The 14,310-nt window shown below is 63.1% G+C and carries 13 protein-coding genes; 4 read left to right on the forward strand and 9 right to left on the reverse strand.

The genetic code is table 11. The features are described from left to right. Window position 1: 1 nt before the first annotated feature. The 9 genes from NKI05_RS26210 to NKI05_RS26250 form a co-directional block, all read right to left on the reverse strand. Window positions 2-478 carry a DUF4189 domain-containing protein gene (locus NKI05_RS26210; protein WP_023816471.1) on the reverse strand — a complete coding sequence of 159 codons (477 nt, stop codon included), beginning with the start codon at window positions 476-478 and terminating at the stop codon, window positions 2-4. Next, window positions 475-1,170, reverse strand: a complete 696-nt coding sequence (locus NKI05_RS26215; RefSeq protein WP_023816470.1) for a hypothetical protein — start codon at window positions 1,168-1,170, stop codon at window positions 475-477. The genes NKI05_RS26210 and NKI05_RS26215 overlap by 4 nt, the downstream gene beginning before the upstream one ends. 13 nt (window positions 1,171-1,183) lie before the next feature. Continuing rightward, window positions 1,184-1,759 (reverse strand): invasion associated locus B family protein, encoded by a 576-nt coding sequence (locus NKI05_RS26220; RefSeq protein ID WP_352793480.1) that lies wholly within the window; start codon window positions 1,757-1,759, stop codon window positions 1,184-1,186. Between the two features lie 9 nt (window positions 1,760-1,768). Beyond that, the gene (locus tag NKI05_RS26225; protein ID WP_352793481.1) at window positions 1,769-6,346 is read right to left on the reverse strand and encodes a YadA-like family protein; all 4,578 of its coding nucleotides are present in this window, start codon (window positions 6,344-6,346) and stop codon (window positions 1,769-1,771) included. A gap of 1 nt (window position 6,347) precedes the next feature. Then, window positions 6,348-6,767, reverse strand: coding sequence for a hypothetical protein (locus NKI05_RS26230; protein ID WP_023673694.1), 420 nt, complete (start codon window positions 6,765-6,767; stop codon window positions 6,348-6,350). A gap of 233 nt (window positions 6,768-7,000) precedes the next feature. Next, complete coding sequence (locus NKI05_RS26235; protein ID WP_348626213.1) at window positions 7,001-7,936, reverse strand: helix-turn-helix domain-containing protein; 936 nt, start codon at window positions 7,934-7,936, stop codon at window positions 7,001-7,003. 809 nt (window positions 7,937-8,745) lie between these two features. After that, on the reverse strand, window positions 8,746-8,946 hold the full coding sequence (locus NKI05_RS26240; RefSeq protein WP_023684556.1) for a hypothetical protein: 201 nt from the start codon (window positions 8,944-8,946) through the stop codon (window positions 8,746-8,748). Window positions 8,947-9,234: 288 nt separating this feature from the next. Beyond that, the gene (locus NKI05_RS26245) at window positions 9,235-10,044 is read right to left on the reverse strand and encodes a L,D-transpeptidase (protein ID WP_352497115.1); all 810 of its coding nucleotides are present in this window, start codon (window positions 10,042-10,044) and stop codon (window positions 9,235-9,237) included. A gap of 175 nt (window positions 10,045-10,219) precedes the next feature. Then, window positions 10,220-10,882, reverse strand: coding sequence for a haloacid dehalogenase type II (locus NKI05_RS26250; RefSeq protein WP_023673689.1), 663 nt, complete (start codon window positions 10,880-10,882; stop codon window positions 10,220-10,222). 168 nt (window positions 10,883-11,050) lie between these two features. On the opposite strand from NKI05_RS26250, the gene NKI05_RS26255 reads away from it, so the two are divergent. The 4 genes from NKI05_RS26255 (at window position 11,051) to NKI05_RS26270 (ending at window position 14,298) form a co-directional block, all read left to right on the forward strand. Next, complete coding sequence (locus tag NKI05_RS26255) at window positions 11,051-11,929, forward strand: branched-chain amino acid aminotransferase (RefSeq protein ID WP_023816465.1); 879 nt, start codon at window positions 11,051-11,053, stop codon at window positions 11,927-11,929. A 105-nt stretch (window positions 11,930-12,034) separates the two neighbouring features. Next, the gene (locus NKI05_RS26260) at window positions 12,035-12,637 is read left to right on the forward strand and encodes a superoxide dismutase (RefSeq protein WP_023816464.1); all 603 of its coding nucleotides are present in this window, start codon (window positions 12,035-12,037) and stop codon (window positions 12,635-12,637) included. Window positions 12,638-12,900: 263 nt separating this feature from the next. Continuing rightward, window positions 12,901-13,338 (forward strand): c-type cytochrome, encoded by a 438-nt coding sequence (locus NKI05_RS26265; RefSeq protein WP_023684552.1) that lies wholly within the window; start codon window positions 12,901-12,903, stop codon window positions 13,336-13,338. Window positions 13,339-13,347: 9 nt separating this feature from the next. After that, window positions 13,348-14,298: a cytochrome c gene (locus tag NKI05_RS26270; protein ID WP_023816463.1), complete on the forward strand. Its 951-nt coding sequence runs from the start codon at window positions 13,348-13,350 to the stop codon at window positions 14,296-14,298. Window positions 14,299-14,310 lie beyond the last annotated feature (12 nt).

Consider the following 14,310-nt stretch of genomic DNA (forward strand, 5'->3'; position numbering starts at 1 on the left):
GTCATGTGCACACCCACTCGCGGATCTTGCATTTCTGTCCGCTCCGCTCGCAGGCCTGCAGTGTCAGGTCTTCGGCATCCCGGCGTGTTTGCGCCGTCTCGGCGCCCCAGCTGGTCAGCCGCCCTTCCGGCTTCTCGCCTACGGCGAGGGCGCCGCAATGCTTGTAGGGAAAGCCGGTATTGTCGTCGTCATCCCAATGGCGATGATTGCGGAATACGCTGACCACGGCGCAGCTGCCGCCGCCGGCGTTCTGGCAATGCTTCAGCGCGATGTCCATCGCCTCCTGCCGCTTGTCGGCGCCCCAAAAGAAGCCGTGCTTCTCGTCGGGGCTCGAATAGGCGATCGCCGCCCAGATGCCTCTCTCCTCCTGGGCCGGCGGCTCGGGCACGTCCGCCGCCGAGGCTAGGTCCGCCGCGCCCAGCCGCCCGGCGCAAAGCAACAGCATGCCGATCGCCGCAATGGCGAAATTCACCCTCATTGTACGCCTCCTTGTTTACCTGCTGCCGAGGCCACGGAAATGACGACGCAGCTGTTGCCGGTTGGCAGCAGCATCGCGTTGCCCCCTCCATTGGCCAGTTCATAGACGCTGATTTGTCCAAGATTGTTGGCGAGCTTGCTGTCTTTCGGAAGCAGGGCCGGAACATCGGCGCAATTGGCCGCGAATGGCGCCACCCTGACCATCGTACCTTCGCAAACGGATGCGGTGGGTGCTGCGAACACCAGGCCTGCCGCCGGGCCGCTGTAGCCCTGTGTGGCGTAGTTCATGCCGACCAGGGCTTCCACGAGGTGTTTGTCGGGGGCCTCGTTGTTCCAGATCGACTGGACGCTGTACGTCGTGCCGGTCGTCAGCATCTGCCCAAGGGCTGGGAAAATGTTGGAACAAGACTGCAATCCTGCCTCTTTGGCGTGTTGCAGAAATGGCGTTTCGGCCAGGGCCGGATTGGGCTGGTTGGTCTCCGCGACCGCCGGCTGCGGCAATAGATTGCGGACCAGGTCGTAGCGCATGGCCGCGAAGCCGGCCGTGGCGACGACGGCAATGGCGAGCAACGAGAAGACAGCGGTCTTCGCCCGGCTTCGTTGCGGTCTGCTCCGGTCTTCGATGCCGACCCGGACAGCATCCTTTCCCTGGTTGCGGGACATTATCCGGTCATGGATCGATTGCTGGTTCATCGCGATTGCCTCGTCAATTGATCGCCGCAACGGCCGCGGCCAAGCCCTTGAGGGTCGCGGTTACGCTGATCGTCCTGCCATCCGTGGTCGGGAAGGAGATGACGGATGCCGCGGCCTTCGAAATCTGTTCGCGCATGATCGGACCAACCGGCAGCATGCCGACGCAGACGGCCTGATTGCATCCGTCGAGTTGAATTTTTATCGGCTCCTTGCGCCCCTCGAATGTCAGCGAGACAGGAGCGTCGCTCTTGGCGATCGGCGGGGCGCGCAAGATCATGTAGGGGTTGCCTTCCTTGGTGGCGGCAAGCGACCAGCTGAACGCAACCTGTCCTGCCTGGTCCTCGATGATCTGGGTGACATTGCAGACCTTTTGGCGCGCCTTCAGGTTCTCGTCGCAGATCAGCGTCCAGTTCTCGAACGGACGGGTGGTCCGTTGATATTCGCCAAGCTTCGCATCCGCAGGGATCGCTACGTCGGAAGGTTTTACCCTGTAGCCGGAAGGGATCGCTTCCTGCCCGGCCGCTAACGGGCCGGACAGGAGCATTGACGTCATGGATATCGCGACAGCAAGGACTGCCTGCCTGATCATGGCCGGGCTCTAGTTCAGCGTAAGGCTGACGCCCGCGCCGACACCCCAGTGTCCGCCTGCCGTCGTACCGGACAGGTTCGCTCGAACACGTCCTTCCTCGCTGGTGTAGCCGGCGCCGAAGGCCAGGGCGCCTTCACCGCGCCAATAGCCTCCGCCGGCGGCCACGCTCAGCTTGCCGGGACGATCGTCGTAGCGCAGCGAGCCGGCCGCCAAGCCGATTGCCGCAGCCTGGCGCGCCTCGCCCCTGACCTCTCCCATGTCCATGTTGAGCTGGCTGAGTTTGGAGTCCGCATACGCATTGGCTTGCTGCAGCGTGGTGGCCGCCACCTGGTTGGTGTAGTTCTTCGAATTGTCCAGGTTGAGTGCTAACCCGCTGTTGAACTGCTGAACATTGACCGCATCGGTGTTGGCAACGCCCGGCCCGACATTGTGGATGACCACCGGCGTGTTCGGGTCGCCGCCGGCAAGGGTAATCGAGTTGGACTTGTTGCCGTTCCCGTCCTTGTCGTACTGGACGGCGAACTGATTCAGGTCGCCGACGCTACCCTGCATGGCTTCGACCGCCTGGTTGGTGGCGAAGAGCTGGCTGCCGTTGATGGCGTCGGTGGAGGTGCCGCTGATCCGGCCCGCCGCGACATTGGTGACGGTGCGCTCGTTGCCGACGGTGCCGACGCTGACCGTGCTCGTCGGAGCTGTTCCGGCGAAGGTATAGGCAACGCCGTTGATCGTGGTGCCGGTGGTGGCGACCGCCGCCGCCGTCGTCGAGCCCGCGCCGAGCGCGACGCTGCCCGGCTCGTTGGCCTTTGCGCCGGCGCCGAGCGCCACCGCCTGCGCTCCGTTGGTGGTCGCGTTGGTGCCGAGGGCGATGCTGTCGGCCTGGTTGACCGTCGAATTCTGGCCGATCGCGATGCCTCCCGGCGCCGTCTGCTGCACGATGGCGCCATTGCCGATGCCGATGCCGTTGTCGCCATTGACGGTGGTGCGCGGACCGACCGCAACCGAATCGACGCCGACCGCAAGCGAATCCGCGGCCGTCGAATTGGCGTGGAAGTACAGGCTCCCCGTCACCGCGAACGAGCTCAGCGCGCCCTTCAACTGGCGAAGCGTGACCGCGTCCTGGTCCTGCGTGCCGTCGGCCACGTTGATGATCTGGCGATAGGAGGTGGAGGTGCCGACCGAGACGGCGCCGAGCAGGCTCATGTCCGCGGTGTTGTAGGGAATGAGGCCGGTGCCCGAGAGGATCGATCCCGATACGGGTGCGACCGCCCGATCCGAAACCGAGCCGGCGCCGAGCGCCACGCCGCCGATGACGCTGGCCTGGGTGTCGCGGCCGAGCGCCAGCGCATTGTCGGCGCTCGCGGTCGCCTGGTAGCCCAGGGCGGAAGAGCCGATCCCTTGCGCGAAGGAGTCCGCGACGGCAAGCGTCCTGTCGTTGGTGCGCACATAGCGGATGCCGTCGCCATTGGCGTCGGTGTAGGCCAGCGAGGTGTCGCCGGTAATGTTGCTGATCGAATTGCCGAGATTGGTGATGTCAGCCGTGTTGGCGGCAATGTCGGTGGTGTTCTGCGTCACCTGCTGGTTGGTCGCAAACAGCTGCGAGCCGTTGACCGCATCGGTCGAGGAGTTGCTCAACTGCCCGGCCGCGACATTCTGGATCTGGCGTTCGGCGCCCACCGAGCCGACCGAGAATGCACCCGCGGGCGTCGCGCCGGCAAAAGTGTAGGCAACGCCGCCGATCGTGGTGCCGCCGACCGCCGTGGTCGCGGTCGACACCGCATTCGCGCCGATCGCCACGTCGCCGGCATTGTTGGCGACCGCGTTCGGGCCGACGGCAACGGAATCCACCCCCAGAGCCTGGGAATCCGCCGCCGTCGAATTGGCGTGGAAATACTTGATGCCGCCGCCGGTGCTGATGCTGTTGATCGTGTTGCCGAGATTGGTGATGTCGGCGGTGTTGGCGGCGATCGCCGTCGTGTTCTGCGTCACCTGCTGGTTGGTGGCGAAGAGCTGCGAGCCGTTGATCGCGTCGGTCGACGAATTGCTGAGCCGCCCCGCCGCGACATTGGTGATGGTCCGCTCCGCGCCGACCGTGCCGATGCTGACGGTGCTCGCCGGCGTCGTGCCGGCGAAGTTGTAGGCGACGCCGCCGATCGTCGTGCCGGCGGTGCCGACCGCCGCTGCGGTCACCGAGCCCGAACCCAGCGCCACGTCACCTACGTTGCTGGCAGCAGAGCCGGCGCCCAGCGCGATCGCGTTCTGGGCGGCGGCATTCGCGCCTACGCCGAGAGCGGTTGCCTGAAAGCCGGTCGCAAACGCGTTCTGTCCGATCGCGGTGCTGGACGTGGCAGTAGCATTGGCGTTGGCGCCGACCGCGGTGCTGTATTGGCCCGAAGCCTTGGATATGTATCCCATAGCCGTTGCGTCAAGCGCCGATGCGACGGCGCCGCTGCCAATGGCCGAGGCGTTGGCATTGGAGGCGCTCGAATTGACACCCGCCGCGATGGCGTTCGTCCCCGTCGCGGTGGAGACCGGTCCGATGGCGACGGAGTCCGTGCCCGTTGCGGACGAGTCCGCCGCCGTCGAATTGGCATGGAAATACTTGATGCCGCCGCCGGCGCTGATGCTGTTGATCGTGTTGCCGAGATTGGTGATGTCGGCGGTGTTGGCGGCGATCGCCGCCGTGTTCTGCGTCACCTGCTGGTTGGTCGCAAACAGCTGCGAGCCGTTGATCGCGTCGGTCGACGAGTTGCTGAGCCGGCCCGCCGCGACATTGGTGATGGTCCGCTCCGCGCCGAGCGCGCCGACGCTGACAGTGCTCGTCGGCGTCGTGCCGGCGAAGCTGTAGGCCGTGCCGCCGATCGTCGCGCCGCTGGTGCCGACCGCCGTCGCGGTCACCGAGCCCGAACCGAGCGCTACGTCGCCGGAGCTTGCCGTCGCCGTCGCGCCGTTGCCCAGCGCGACATTGCCGGCAAGGCCGGCTGCACCCGCCGTCGAGCCATTGCCCAGCGCCACGGAGCCTTGCCCGACGGCCTTGTTGTTGTTGCCGATGGCAACCGCGCCTGCGGCCTGGTTTGCGGCTGTGGCGGTTGCCGTGCCGTCGCTGTTGGCGATGTTGTTGGCGCCGCCGGTGAAGGCGCCGGTGCCGCTGGCATAGCTCGGATCGCCGATGGAGACCGCGCCGTTGCCGTAAGCCGTGTTGCCGGCGCCAATGGCGACAGCCTTGCCGCCCGTGGCCGTCGCGGCCGTGCCGATGGCAACCGCGTCGGCGGAATTGGCGACCGCAGCATTACCGATCGCCACGGCGTTGGTGGCACTGGCCTTGGAGCCGATGCCGAGCGCGGTGCTGGCAATCCCGCTAGCGGCGGCGCTGACACCGGCGGCAAGAGAATTGTCTCCCGTCGCATTCGCGCCGGACCCGAATGAGGAGGCGTTCGCGCCGCTGGCGACAGCCGTGTTGCCGATCGCTGTGCTGGCGGAGCCACTCGCAACCGAGGTAGCACCCATCGCCGTGGCGAAAGCGCCCGAAGAGAGCGAATTGGTACCGATCGCGATGCTGTTGGGCACAGCCGTGTTGGCCTGAACGCCCGCCTGCGCGCCCGTGCCGAATGCGATGGACTGGTTGCCCCATGCACTGGCTCCTCTACCCACCGCTGCGGCGTTCGTTCCCGTTGCTTTGGTCAGGACGCCAATGGCAAGGGCGTTTTGCTGATTTGCTGTGACATCCGTGCCAAGGGCGATGGCGCCTTGGGCCAAGGCCCCTGACCCCGCAACGGTGCGCGCGCCGATATTGATAGAGTTGATATCGGACGCGACCGACTGGAAGCCTATCGCGATGGCGTTTTGACTGCCTGCATTGGCGTTGGTGCCTTGGGCAAGGGAATCGATTCCGCTCTGGGTTGCTTGATATCCAAGCGCCATACCGCGCAGGCCACTAGCACTGGACTGATAGCCCATGGCGTATGCGTATTGGGCGCTGGCTACCGACCCGTAGCCAGTGGCGAACGCATAATTGTTGCTGGCCGTGGCGCCGACACCGACCGCGGTGGAGTTCGATCCCGAAGCGTGGGAGTTTGTGCCCAGTGCGCTGGCCCCGGCCGCAGTGGCGTCGGACTGAACGCCAATGGCTACCGTATTGATGTTGTTTGAAATCGCGCCGCCGCCGATCGCCACCGCGCCGCCGGTGCCTGTGGCCTGCGCATCCTGGCCGATTGCCACTGCGTATTGCGTTGACCCGACAGACCGGGTCCCGATCGCAACAGCATTGAGCTGAGAGGCCGTCGCGGCCGGGCCGATAGCGACTGAGCCACTGGCCGTCGCGGTGCCGCCGCCGGCGGCATACTGCGCGGACGCCGGGGTGGCGATGCTCCCGAATGCGATTGCACCCAGCGCCGCTGCCGCAATTCTGCCGCTGCCCAGCGTGCCAAGCCCCAGACATTTGCGTCGCATGCCGAGCACGCGGCACGCGTTGCGCAGCACCGCCATCAGGCGGCGCCGCACCGAGCGGCTGTCGGCCGCGCCCGCGATCCAGTTTCCGACAAAGCTTGAAGAAAGTTCGATCCTTCTCCGCCCCTCGACGCGTTTGGTCATGCTAGTTTTTCCTCGCAATTGCCGAGGCGCTCTGATGTGCCGCACCATTCGCCTCGGTGGCCAAAAAATCTTCGAAATTGCGCGTCTTCTCCCGCAACGAGAGACCGACCTTCGCGCCTTGTTTTTCAATCAGCTGATAGGCGCTCGCGACCCATGGCTGCGTCGGTTCTGGAACCGCATGCAGTGCAGCCTCCGTCCGTTCCGGCGGCAGGTTTACCGCCACCAGCGCGCGGCAGAGATCGAAATGAAATCCCGGATCGCCTTCACCACAAGCCGGAGAGGTCAGTCCAAGCACGAAACAGGCCAGGAGATGGTCGAGTTCCGCAGCGCTGATCCGGCTGGCGTATTGGCGTTGCAGTGCAGCCCAGGCCGCTTCGGCCTTAGGCGCGAAGACCTCGATTTCCGCGAATTGAATGTCCATGGGACAATCCGACATGCTGTATCATCTGGTTGCTCCCCCGCCCCAAATGACTTCAATCGCGACCATGAGCACATTCGCGGTGCAGGTATTTTGGAATAATCCGGAATCTTTGTAGGAAAATCCGGTATTTGGTCCCTGCGCGACAACTGTGACTGCTCTGCCACACAACCTTCGACTATACTGAAGATCAATCGAGGTATCGCCGCGGACAATCATGCGCGCCGCAACAGTCGTTAACGTTGCAGCTTCACCTGCCTGGGGGTTCTGTTCCGGTATCTGGACATGGTGACTGTCAAGTGGCTCTGGTCCGAGAATCCACTGAGATGAGCGACTTCCGCAATCGACAGGTCGCTCTCGATGAGAAGTTTTTCGGCGAAATCGAGACGCAGCCGCAGCAGGTATTTGTGCGGCGGCTCGCCAAAGGTCTTGGTGAATGCCAGGATGAAATGGCTCGGCGAAAGGCCACAGAGTGCGGCCAGCTCGGCCACCGCGATTTTGCTGGAAAAATTTACCTCCAGGAATTCGCGCACCCGCCGGGCGCTGCGGTTCGACAGACCGCCCTTTGGGGCTTGTGGCAACTTTCGCGCTCCTGCGTAGTTCCGAAGCAAATGGACGCCGAACATGGTGACCAACGAATCGATATAGAACTCGTTTGGAGTTTCCCGATCCGTCAGTTCCGCCTTCAGCAACTGCGCGAGTTGCAGCGCTTGGAAGTCGACGGTCCCGTACGGCGGCGGCTGAAGCTCGGCATGGCCGGTGTCGAATTCACGCGTTGCCAGCTCGAAGAGACTCTCGGGGGTGAGCGCCGCGATTACGCTTTCCGTGGTGGATGACCGGGTCACCTTGCCGCCGAGGTCGGCTGGGACGATCATGATCATGCCGACGTCGCCGTCGTATTCGTGGACTTTGTCGCTGCCCAGCGATGCCGCAATCCCTGGTGAGGGTGTAAGCAGAACCGAAGCGAAATGTTCCGCCGCTTTGAATGTGTGTGATCCCGGCCCATGAACGACATGTGCCGCGCCGCCTCGAAACGTGACCAGGTAGCGCCCCGCGCTTTCCGGAATTCCGTCGAAGATGCGACGATCCGCGCGCCGCCGCTCTGTCCCGGCGCTTTCCTGGACGTTGCCTCTATGTTGCATCTTCGTCTCTGCCACTGCTGCGCCGATCAATCCAATCCTGTGCTGTATCGAGGCGCCCAGAATTCACGTTTGCTCCTGGGCGTTCCTTCGAATCCTACAGATGCTGCTTTATATTGCAAAGAAGAATTTGAGCTCAAATGAAAATTTTGCCAGGATTTTGACTATAAATTTACAGTTTTGAATTTTTAGCCAAGGCTACCTGACTATTTTCCGATCTTATCTTACCATTTTGCCTAGTTATTGTGCATAGTGTGCCGTCGCAATCCAGCGTTGTATTCCAAATATAGATCGCGCGGCCATTGACAGAGCTGGTCGACTATCTGTCATTGTCACGGACGATCCGGCAGCAGTTATCGCCCGAATCATGGCTTCTTTCCCTTGTGCTTCTTCATGGCGGTGGCCAAATGGCCTTGATCCGAAAATCCCGCGAGGTAGGCGACTTCGGCGATGGCGACCCTCCGGGAGCGATCCAGGGCTGCGGACAGAGCATATCCCGCTCCCCCGCATGGTTGCTCTTCTGGGATTGGCATTTTCGGGGATTATGTCCGAGGGCGTGCCGATCGACCCGATCGGCGCCTGCGCTGCGTTCCTGAACCTCGCCCGCATTTTTCATTCAGCCTTGCCTCAGCCGCTTTGCCAGCCCATCGAAATTCCGTGCCGTGCAAACAGCCAACCCGGAAATCCGGACGGTAATTTGTATCCCCCATAGTCCTGCCCAAAGGCAGCGTAGCGCATCCCGCGGATAGAAAAAACATTGTAAGTGAAGAAAAAAGTTCGCGCGAGAAAAACATGGCCAGGCTTGGCCGGCGCTACGGAATTATCCGGCTCACGCAGGCCTGCTAAAGATCGCCTCGGCGTTTCTCGTACAGATCCCAGGACAGCTCGACCATGGCCAGAAGAACGTCTTCCTGGCTCCACCCGGCGGCAACCGCCGCCTCGACAATTCCGCGGACGAGCGGCAGCAATTGGCGCTCGCATTCGGCCGACAGGTTGGCCTCGGCGCCGTCGGCAGGCGGACTATCGAAATCAAATCCCACCATCGGCGTTCCCCCGCCATCAATGATCTAATGAAATGTATGTCTCTGCAATCATACTCCCGTCTAATATACATCAATCGGTAACGAAACACAGCAGCGTCGAGATTGACAGGGCATGGCCGCCCCGATTGCAGCGGCTCCATGGTTCGTCTGGACGTCTTTTTTGGCCTCCTGTTGCCGGCATTGCACATCTTGGATGCGAACCCCAGGCATTCGCGTAAAGCTATCGGGATCCTGGCGAGCTTTGCCGCATGGAGCGGAACCTGCGCTTCATGGCATCGATGAAGTCGATCAGGTCACCGGGCCGAGCAGGACCGAGCCATCCGGCACCCCGCCATCGATCGGGATGGCTCTGCGGTTTGCGCTCGCCGCCATCGGCTGGCCGATGTCGGACGTCACGATGACCGGGCTCTTCGACGGCACGCGGTCGTAGAGGTCGATGATGTCCTGATTTATCAGGCGCACGCAGCCTGACGAGACGGATTTGCCGATCGAGTTCCATTCCGGCGAGCCATGCAGGCGGTAGAGCGTGTCGACGTTGTCGTGGAACAGGTAGAGCGCGCGGGCGCCGAGCGGGTTCTTGAGGCCGCCGGGCATGCCGCCGTTCTTGGCGCTGTATTCTTCCAGTTCAGGCTGGCGGGCAACCATCTCATCGGGCGGCGTCCATTTCGGCCATTTCTGCTTCCACTGGACGACGGCGTCTCCCGACCATTCGAAGCCGGCGCGGCCGAGGCCGACGCCGTAACGGATCGCCTGGCCGCCTTCGCGCACCAGATAGAGGAAATGGTTGGTCGTATCGACGATGATGGTGCCTGGCCGCTGGCCGGTCGGATCGGGAACGATCTGGCGCAGGAACTGCGGGTCCATCTTCTTGATCGGGATGGCCGGGAGCTCGAACCCGCTGTCGGAAATCGGGCCGTACATCGTCGCATAGTCGCCGAGCGGCGGCTCGTCATAGGTCGGCGGTGGCGGTTCGACCGGCGCCGGCGCCGGTCCGGTGGTGGTGCAGGCGGAGACCGCAATCGAAGCGGCGCCAAGGGCTGCAGCATTCAGAAAGCCGCGACGGCTCAGGCGATAGGGGGCGATTTCGGTCTTCAACATGGTTGCCTTTTTTAAGTCTCGAATCGCAAGAAAGCGTGAATGCCTTCAAGCGGCGCAGTGGTCGGCCTCCCCCAATGCCTGACGCGATAGGCGGTTCCGATTCTGGCCTGAGGGTGGACAAACAAAGGCGAAGCTGTGACCGCCCTGCCACTGTTGCTCGAAGGCAACAGAGTGATCAGCCGCCGGTCAGCAGGCCTTCAAGCGACGGCAGGATCAGCGCCGGCGGGAAATCCCGGTATTCCTCGGGCTGGTTGGCGCGGTTGATCCATACGGTGCGAAAGCCGAATTTGGTGGCGCCGGCGACGTCCCAGCGGTTGGACGACTGGAACGAGACGGCGCCCGGATAGAGTCGCCAGCCCGTCGCCACCATGTCGTAGGTCGACGGGTCGGTCTTGAAGCGCCTGACGGCGTCAACCGAAAAGATATCGTCCAGCACCTGGTCGAGGGCGGCCGACTTGACCGCCGCTTCCAGCATCTCGGGCGAGCCGTTGGACAGGATTGCGAGCTTGGCGCCGGATGCTTTCAGCGCCTTGAGCACGGCCGGCACTTCCGGATAGCAGTCGAGCCGCCAATAGGCTTCGAGCAGCTTGGCCTTCAGTCCCTTGTCGGCGGAGGGAACCTTGAGCAGGGCGAAATCGAGCGCCTGTTCGGTGAGCTGCCAGAAATCGGCATAGCCGCCCATCAGCGTGCGCACCCAGGAATATTCCAGCTGCTTGGCGCGCCAGATTTCCGAAAGCAGCGGGCCGTCGGGGCCGATCTCGCCGTCGTGACGGCGCACGGCGGCGTGCACGTCGAACAACGTGCCATAGGCGTCGAAAACGTAAGCCGCGTAATGCATGGCGACAGTTTTGAGGGCAGGCGGCGCAAGGTGCAAGCATCGATTGTAGTCTTGATCGCTTTCTTGGGGCGCTCTGGCCTCAACAAAAACCGCTCCATGCCGGTTGACGGCGCCGGTCAAAGCATCTTCCAATGCTTGGCACAGGCAGCTTTGAAGCGGAACCGAACAATGACACTGGCGACTGCGGCGCTATCGGCGACATGGACCTTCGTCGACGGCGACTGGTACGAAGGCAACGTCGCCATCCTTGGGCCGCGCAGCCACGCCATGTGGCTCGGCACCAGCGTCTTCGACGGCGCCCGCTGGTTCGAAGGCGTCGCCCCCGATCTCGAACTGCATGCCGCCAGAGTGAACGCCTCGGCGATCGCGCTCGGCCTCACGCCATCGATGAACGTCGACCAGATCGTCGGCCTGACCTGGGACGGGCTGAAGAAGTTCGACGGCAAGACAGCGGTCTACATCAGGCCGATGTACTGGGCCGAGCATGGCGGCTATATGGGCGTGCCGGCCGATCCGGCCTCGACCCGTTTCTGCCTCTGCCTTTACGAATCGCCGATGATCTCGCCGACCGGCTTTTCGATCACCGTGTCGCCGTTCCGGCGGCCGACCATCGAGACCATGCCGACCAATGCCAAGGCCGGCTGCCTCTATCCCAACAATGGCCGCGCCATTCTCGAAGCCAAGGGACGCGGCTTCGAGAATGCGCTGGTGCTGGACATGCTGGGCAATGTCGCCGAGACCGGAACCTCGAACATCTTCCTGGTCAAGGACAGCCACGTGTTGACGCCGGCGCCCAACGGCACCTTCCTGTCCGGCATCACCCGCTCGCGCACCATGACGCTGCTTGGCGATTACGGCTTCAAGACCACGGAGAAGATGCTGTCGGTGCGCGACTTTCTCGAAGCCGATGAGATCTTTTCGACCGGAAATCATTCCAAGGTCGTGCCGATCACCCGCATCGAGGACCGCGATCTGCAGCCCGGGCCGGTGGCCAAGAAAGCGCGCGACCTTTATTGGGAATGGGCGCATTCGACTTCCGCCGGTTGAGCCGCTAAAAGGCAATTGGCGCTTCATTCCGGAGTTGTTCCAGATCAATGCAGCCCTATCTTAATCCGGTATCCGCACCGGATTTTTCCATGAGGAGTATGACCGATGGCTTTTGAATTGCCCGCCTTGCCCTACGACTACGAGGCCTTGCAGCCTTACATGTCGAAGGAGACGCTGGAGTATCACCACGACAAGCACCACAAGGCCTATGTCGACAACGGCAACAAGCTGGCCGCCGAAGCGGGCCTTGGCGATCTGTCGGTCGAAGAGGTGGTCAAACAGTCGTTCGGCAAGAATGCCGGCCTCTTCAACAACGCAGCCCAGCACTACAACCACATCCATTTCTGGAAGTGGATGAAGAAGGGCGGCGGCGGCAACAAGCTTCCGGGCGCCCTGCAGAAGGCTTTCGACGCCGACCTCGGCGGCTACGACAAGTTCAAGGCGGACTTCATCGCCGCCGGCACCACGCAGTTCGGTTCGGGCTGGGCCTGGGTCTCGGTCAAGGACGGCAAGCTGGCGATATCCAAGACGCCGAACGGCGAGAACCCGCTCGTCCATGGCGCATCGCCGATCCTCGGCGTCGATGTCTGGGAACATTCCTATTACATCGACTACCGCAACGCGCGGCCGAAATATCTCGAGGCCTTCGTCGACAGCCTCATCAACTGGGACCATGTCCTTGAAATGTACGAAGAGGCTCGCGCATGACCCCGAAAATCGTCTTCGATCTTCGGAAAGGATCATGCGCAAAATCAAAGCGTTACAGCGTCCTTTGCGCGCCAGGAATGGCGCGCGGCGCTGTAAGAGCCTGATCGACCCAGAGAAGCCCCGGTACTCCGGGGCTTTTCTTTCTCAGCTGAAGCAGCAGGCACACAAAATTCGGCAGAATCCGGCCGGCGGACAGGGAATAATCCCGGCCCGCCCTCCGTTAACGTTAGGTCGCGACCCCTCATCATCCTGGAGCCAATTGAATGAGAAAGCTTGTTATCGCCATCTCTATGCTCAGCCTCGCCGCCTCGGCGGCTTTTGCCGACCCGATCCTCGACCGACAGGGACTGATGAAGGAACGAGGCAAGATCGTCGGCGGCCTGTCAAAAATCGCCAAGGGCGAGGCAGACTTCGATGCCGCCGCCGTGCTGACGGCGCTGCAGGCGCTGCAAGTCAATGCCGAGAAGTTCGATGTCGACACGCTGTTCCCGGCCGGCAGCGACAGCGGTGATACCACCGCCTCGCCCAAAATCTGGAAAGACATGGCGGGCTTCAAATCGACCGAAGACAAGTACCTCGCCGACGTCAAGGCCGCAGTCGCCGCCGCACCCGCCGATGTCGATGCGCTGAAGGCGCAGATCGATACGCTCGGCAGTGATTGCGGCACCTGCCACAAGACCTATCGGGTGAAGAAGAGCTGATCCCGGGCAATGCCCTTGTGGAAAAAATTTGTCGGCGTCGCCCTTGTCCTGGGCGTCGTCGGTGCGGGCGCCGGCTGGCTGTTGTCGGCGCCGGTCAAGCTCGACACTGGCACCCTGGCGCAGCTCGGCCCCGGCGACGCCGCCAGGGGCAAGCGCATTTTCAATGCCGGCGGCTGCACCTCCTGTCACGCCAAGTCGGGCTCGCAAGGCGACGCCCGTTTGCAACTGGTCGGCGGCCTCGAGCTCAAGACGCCGTTCGGCACCTTCGTGCCGCCCAACATCTCGCAGGATCCCAAGGACGGCATCGGCGCCTGGACGGTCGAGGACCTTGCCAACGCCATGCTGAAGGGCGTGTCGCCGTCGGGCGAGCATTTCTATCCGGCCTTTCCCTACGCGTCCTACGCCCGCATGAAGCCGGCTGATATTGCCGATCTCTATGCGTTCCTGAAGACGCTGCCGGCGGTCGCCGGCAAGGCGCCCGACAATTCCCTGACTTTCCCCTTCAACATCCGCCGCGGCCTCGGCCTGTGGAAGCGGCTCTATCTCAGCAAAGAGCCGGTGATTGCCTTTGCCGATGGCACGCCTGATCCGGTACTCGCCGGCCGCTATCTGGTCGAGGGGCCCGGCCATTGCGGCGAATGCCACACGCCGCGCGACGTCACCGGCGCCACCAGGAAGAGCCAGTGGCTGGCTGGCGCGGCGGCCGCCGAAGGCAGCGGCATCGTGCCGAACATCACATCGGGCGAAGGCGGGCTCGGTGACTGGTCGGAAGCCGACATCGCCAACTATCTCGAAACCGGTTTTACCCCTGATTTCGATTCGGTAGGCGGCGCCATGGTCGACGTGCAGCGCAACATGGCCGAACTGCCGCCGGCAGATCGCGCGGCGATAGCCGCCTATCTCAAGGCGGTGCCGCCACATCCCAACGGCTACCCGGTGCGCAGCAAGCCGGCCAAGTGATCCCGGCTACAG

The organism is Mesorhizobium sp. M0771 (genome assembly GCF_040320155.1).
Lineage (GTDB): Bacteria > Pseudomonadota > Alphaproteobacteria > Rhizobiales > Rhizobiaceae > Mesorhizobium.

Excerpts from the sequence above, each read along its gene's own strand:
- NKI05_RS26210 (WP_023816471.1), bottom strand. The coding sequence starts at position 478 with ATGAGGGTGAATTTCGCCATTGCGGCGATCGGCATGCTGTTGCTTTGC.
- NKI05_RS26215 (WP_023816470.1), bottom strand. The coding sequence starts at position 1,170 with ATGAACCAGCAATCGATCCATGACCGGATAATGTCCCGCAACCAGGGA.
- NKI05_RS26220 (WP_352793480.1), bottom strand. The coding sequence starts at position 1,759 with ATGATCAGGCAGGCAGTCCTTGCTGTCGCGATATCCATGACGTCAATG.
- NKI05_RS26225 (WP_352793481.1), bottom strand. The coding sequence starts at position 6,346 with ATGACCAAACGCGTCGAGGGGCGGAGAAGGATCGAACTTTCTTCAAGC.
- NKI05_RS26230 (WP_023673694.1), bottom strand. The coding sequence starts at position 6,767 with ATGGACATTCAATTCGCGGAAATCGAGGTCTTCGCGCCTAAGGCCGAA.
- NKI05_RS26240 (WP_023684556.1), bottom strand. The coding sequence starts at position 8,946 with ATGGTGGGATTTGATTTCGATAGTCCGCCTGCCGACGGCGCCGAGGCC.
- NKI05_RS26245 (WP_352497115.1), bottom strand. The coding sequence starts at position 10,044 with ATGTTGAAGACCGAAATCGCCCCCTATCGCCTGAGCCGTCGCGGCTTT.
- NKI05_RS26250 (WP_023673689.1), bottom strand. The coding sequence starts at position 10,882 with ATGCATTACGCGGCTTACGTTTTCGACGCCTATGGCACGTTGTTCGAC.
- NKI05_RS26255 (WP_023816465.1), top strand. The coding sequence starts at position 11,051 with ATGACACTGGCGACTGCGGCGCTATCGGCGACATGGACCTTCGTCGAC.
- NKI05_RS26260 (WP_023816464.1), top strand. The coding sequence starts at position 12,035 with ATGGCTTTTGAATTGCCCGCCTTGCCCTACGACTACGAGGCCTTGCAG.
- NKI05_RS26265 (WP_023684552.1), top strand. The coding sequence starts at position 12,901 with ATGAGAAAGCTTGTTATCGCCATCTCTATGCTCAGCCTCGCCGCCTCG.
- NKI05_RS26270 (WP_023816463.1), top strand. The coding sequence starts at position 13,348 with ATGCCCTTGTGGAAAAAATTTGTCGGCGTCGCCCTTGTCCTGGGCGTC.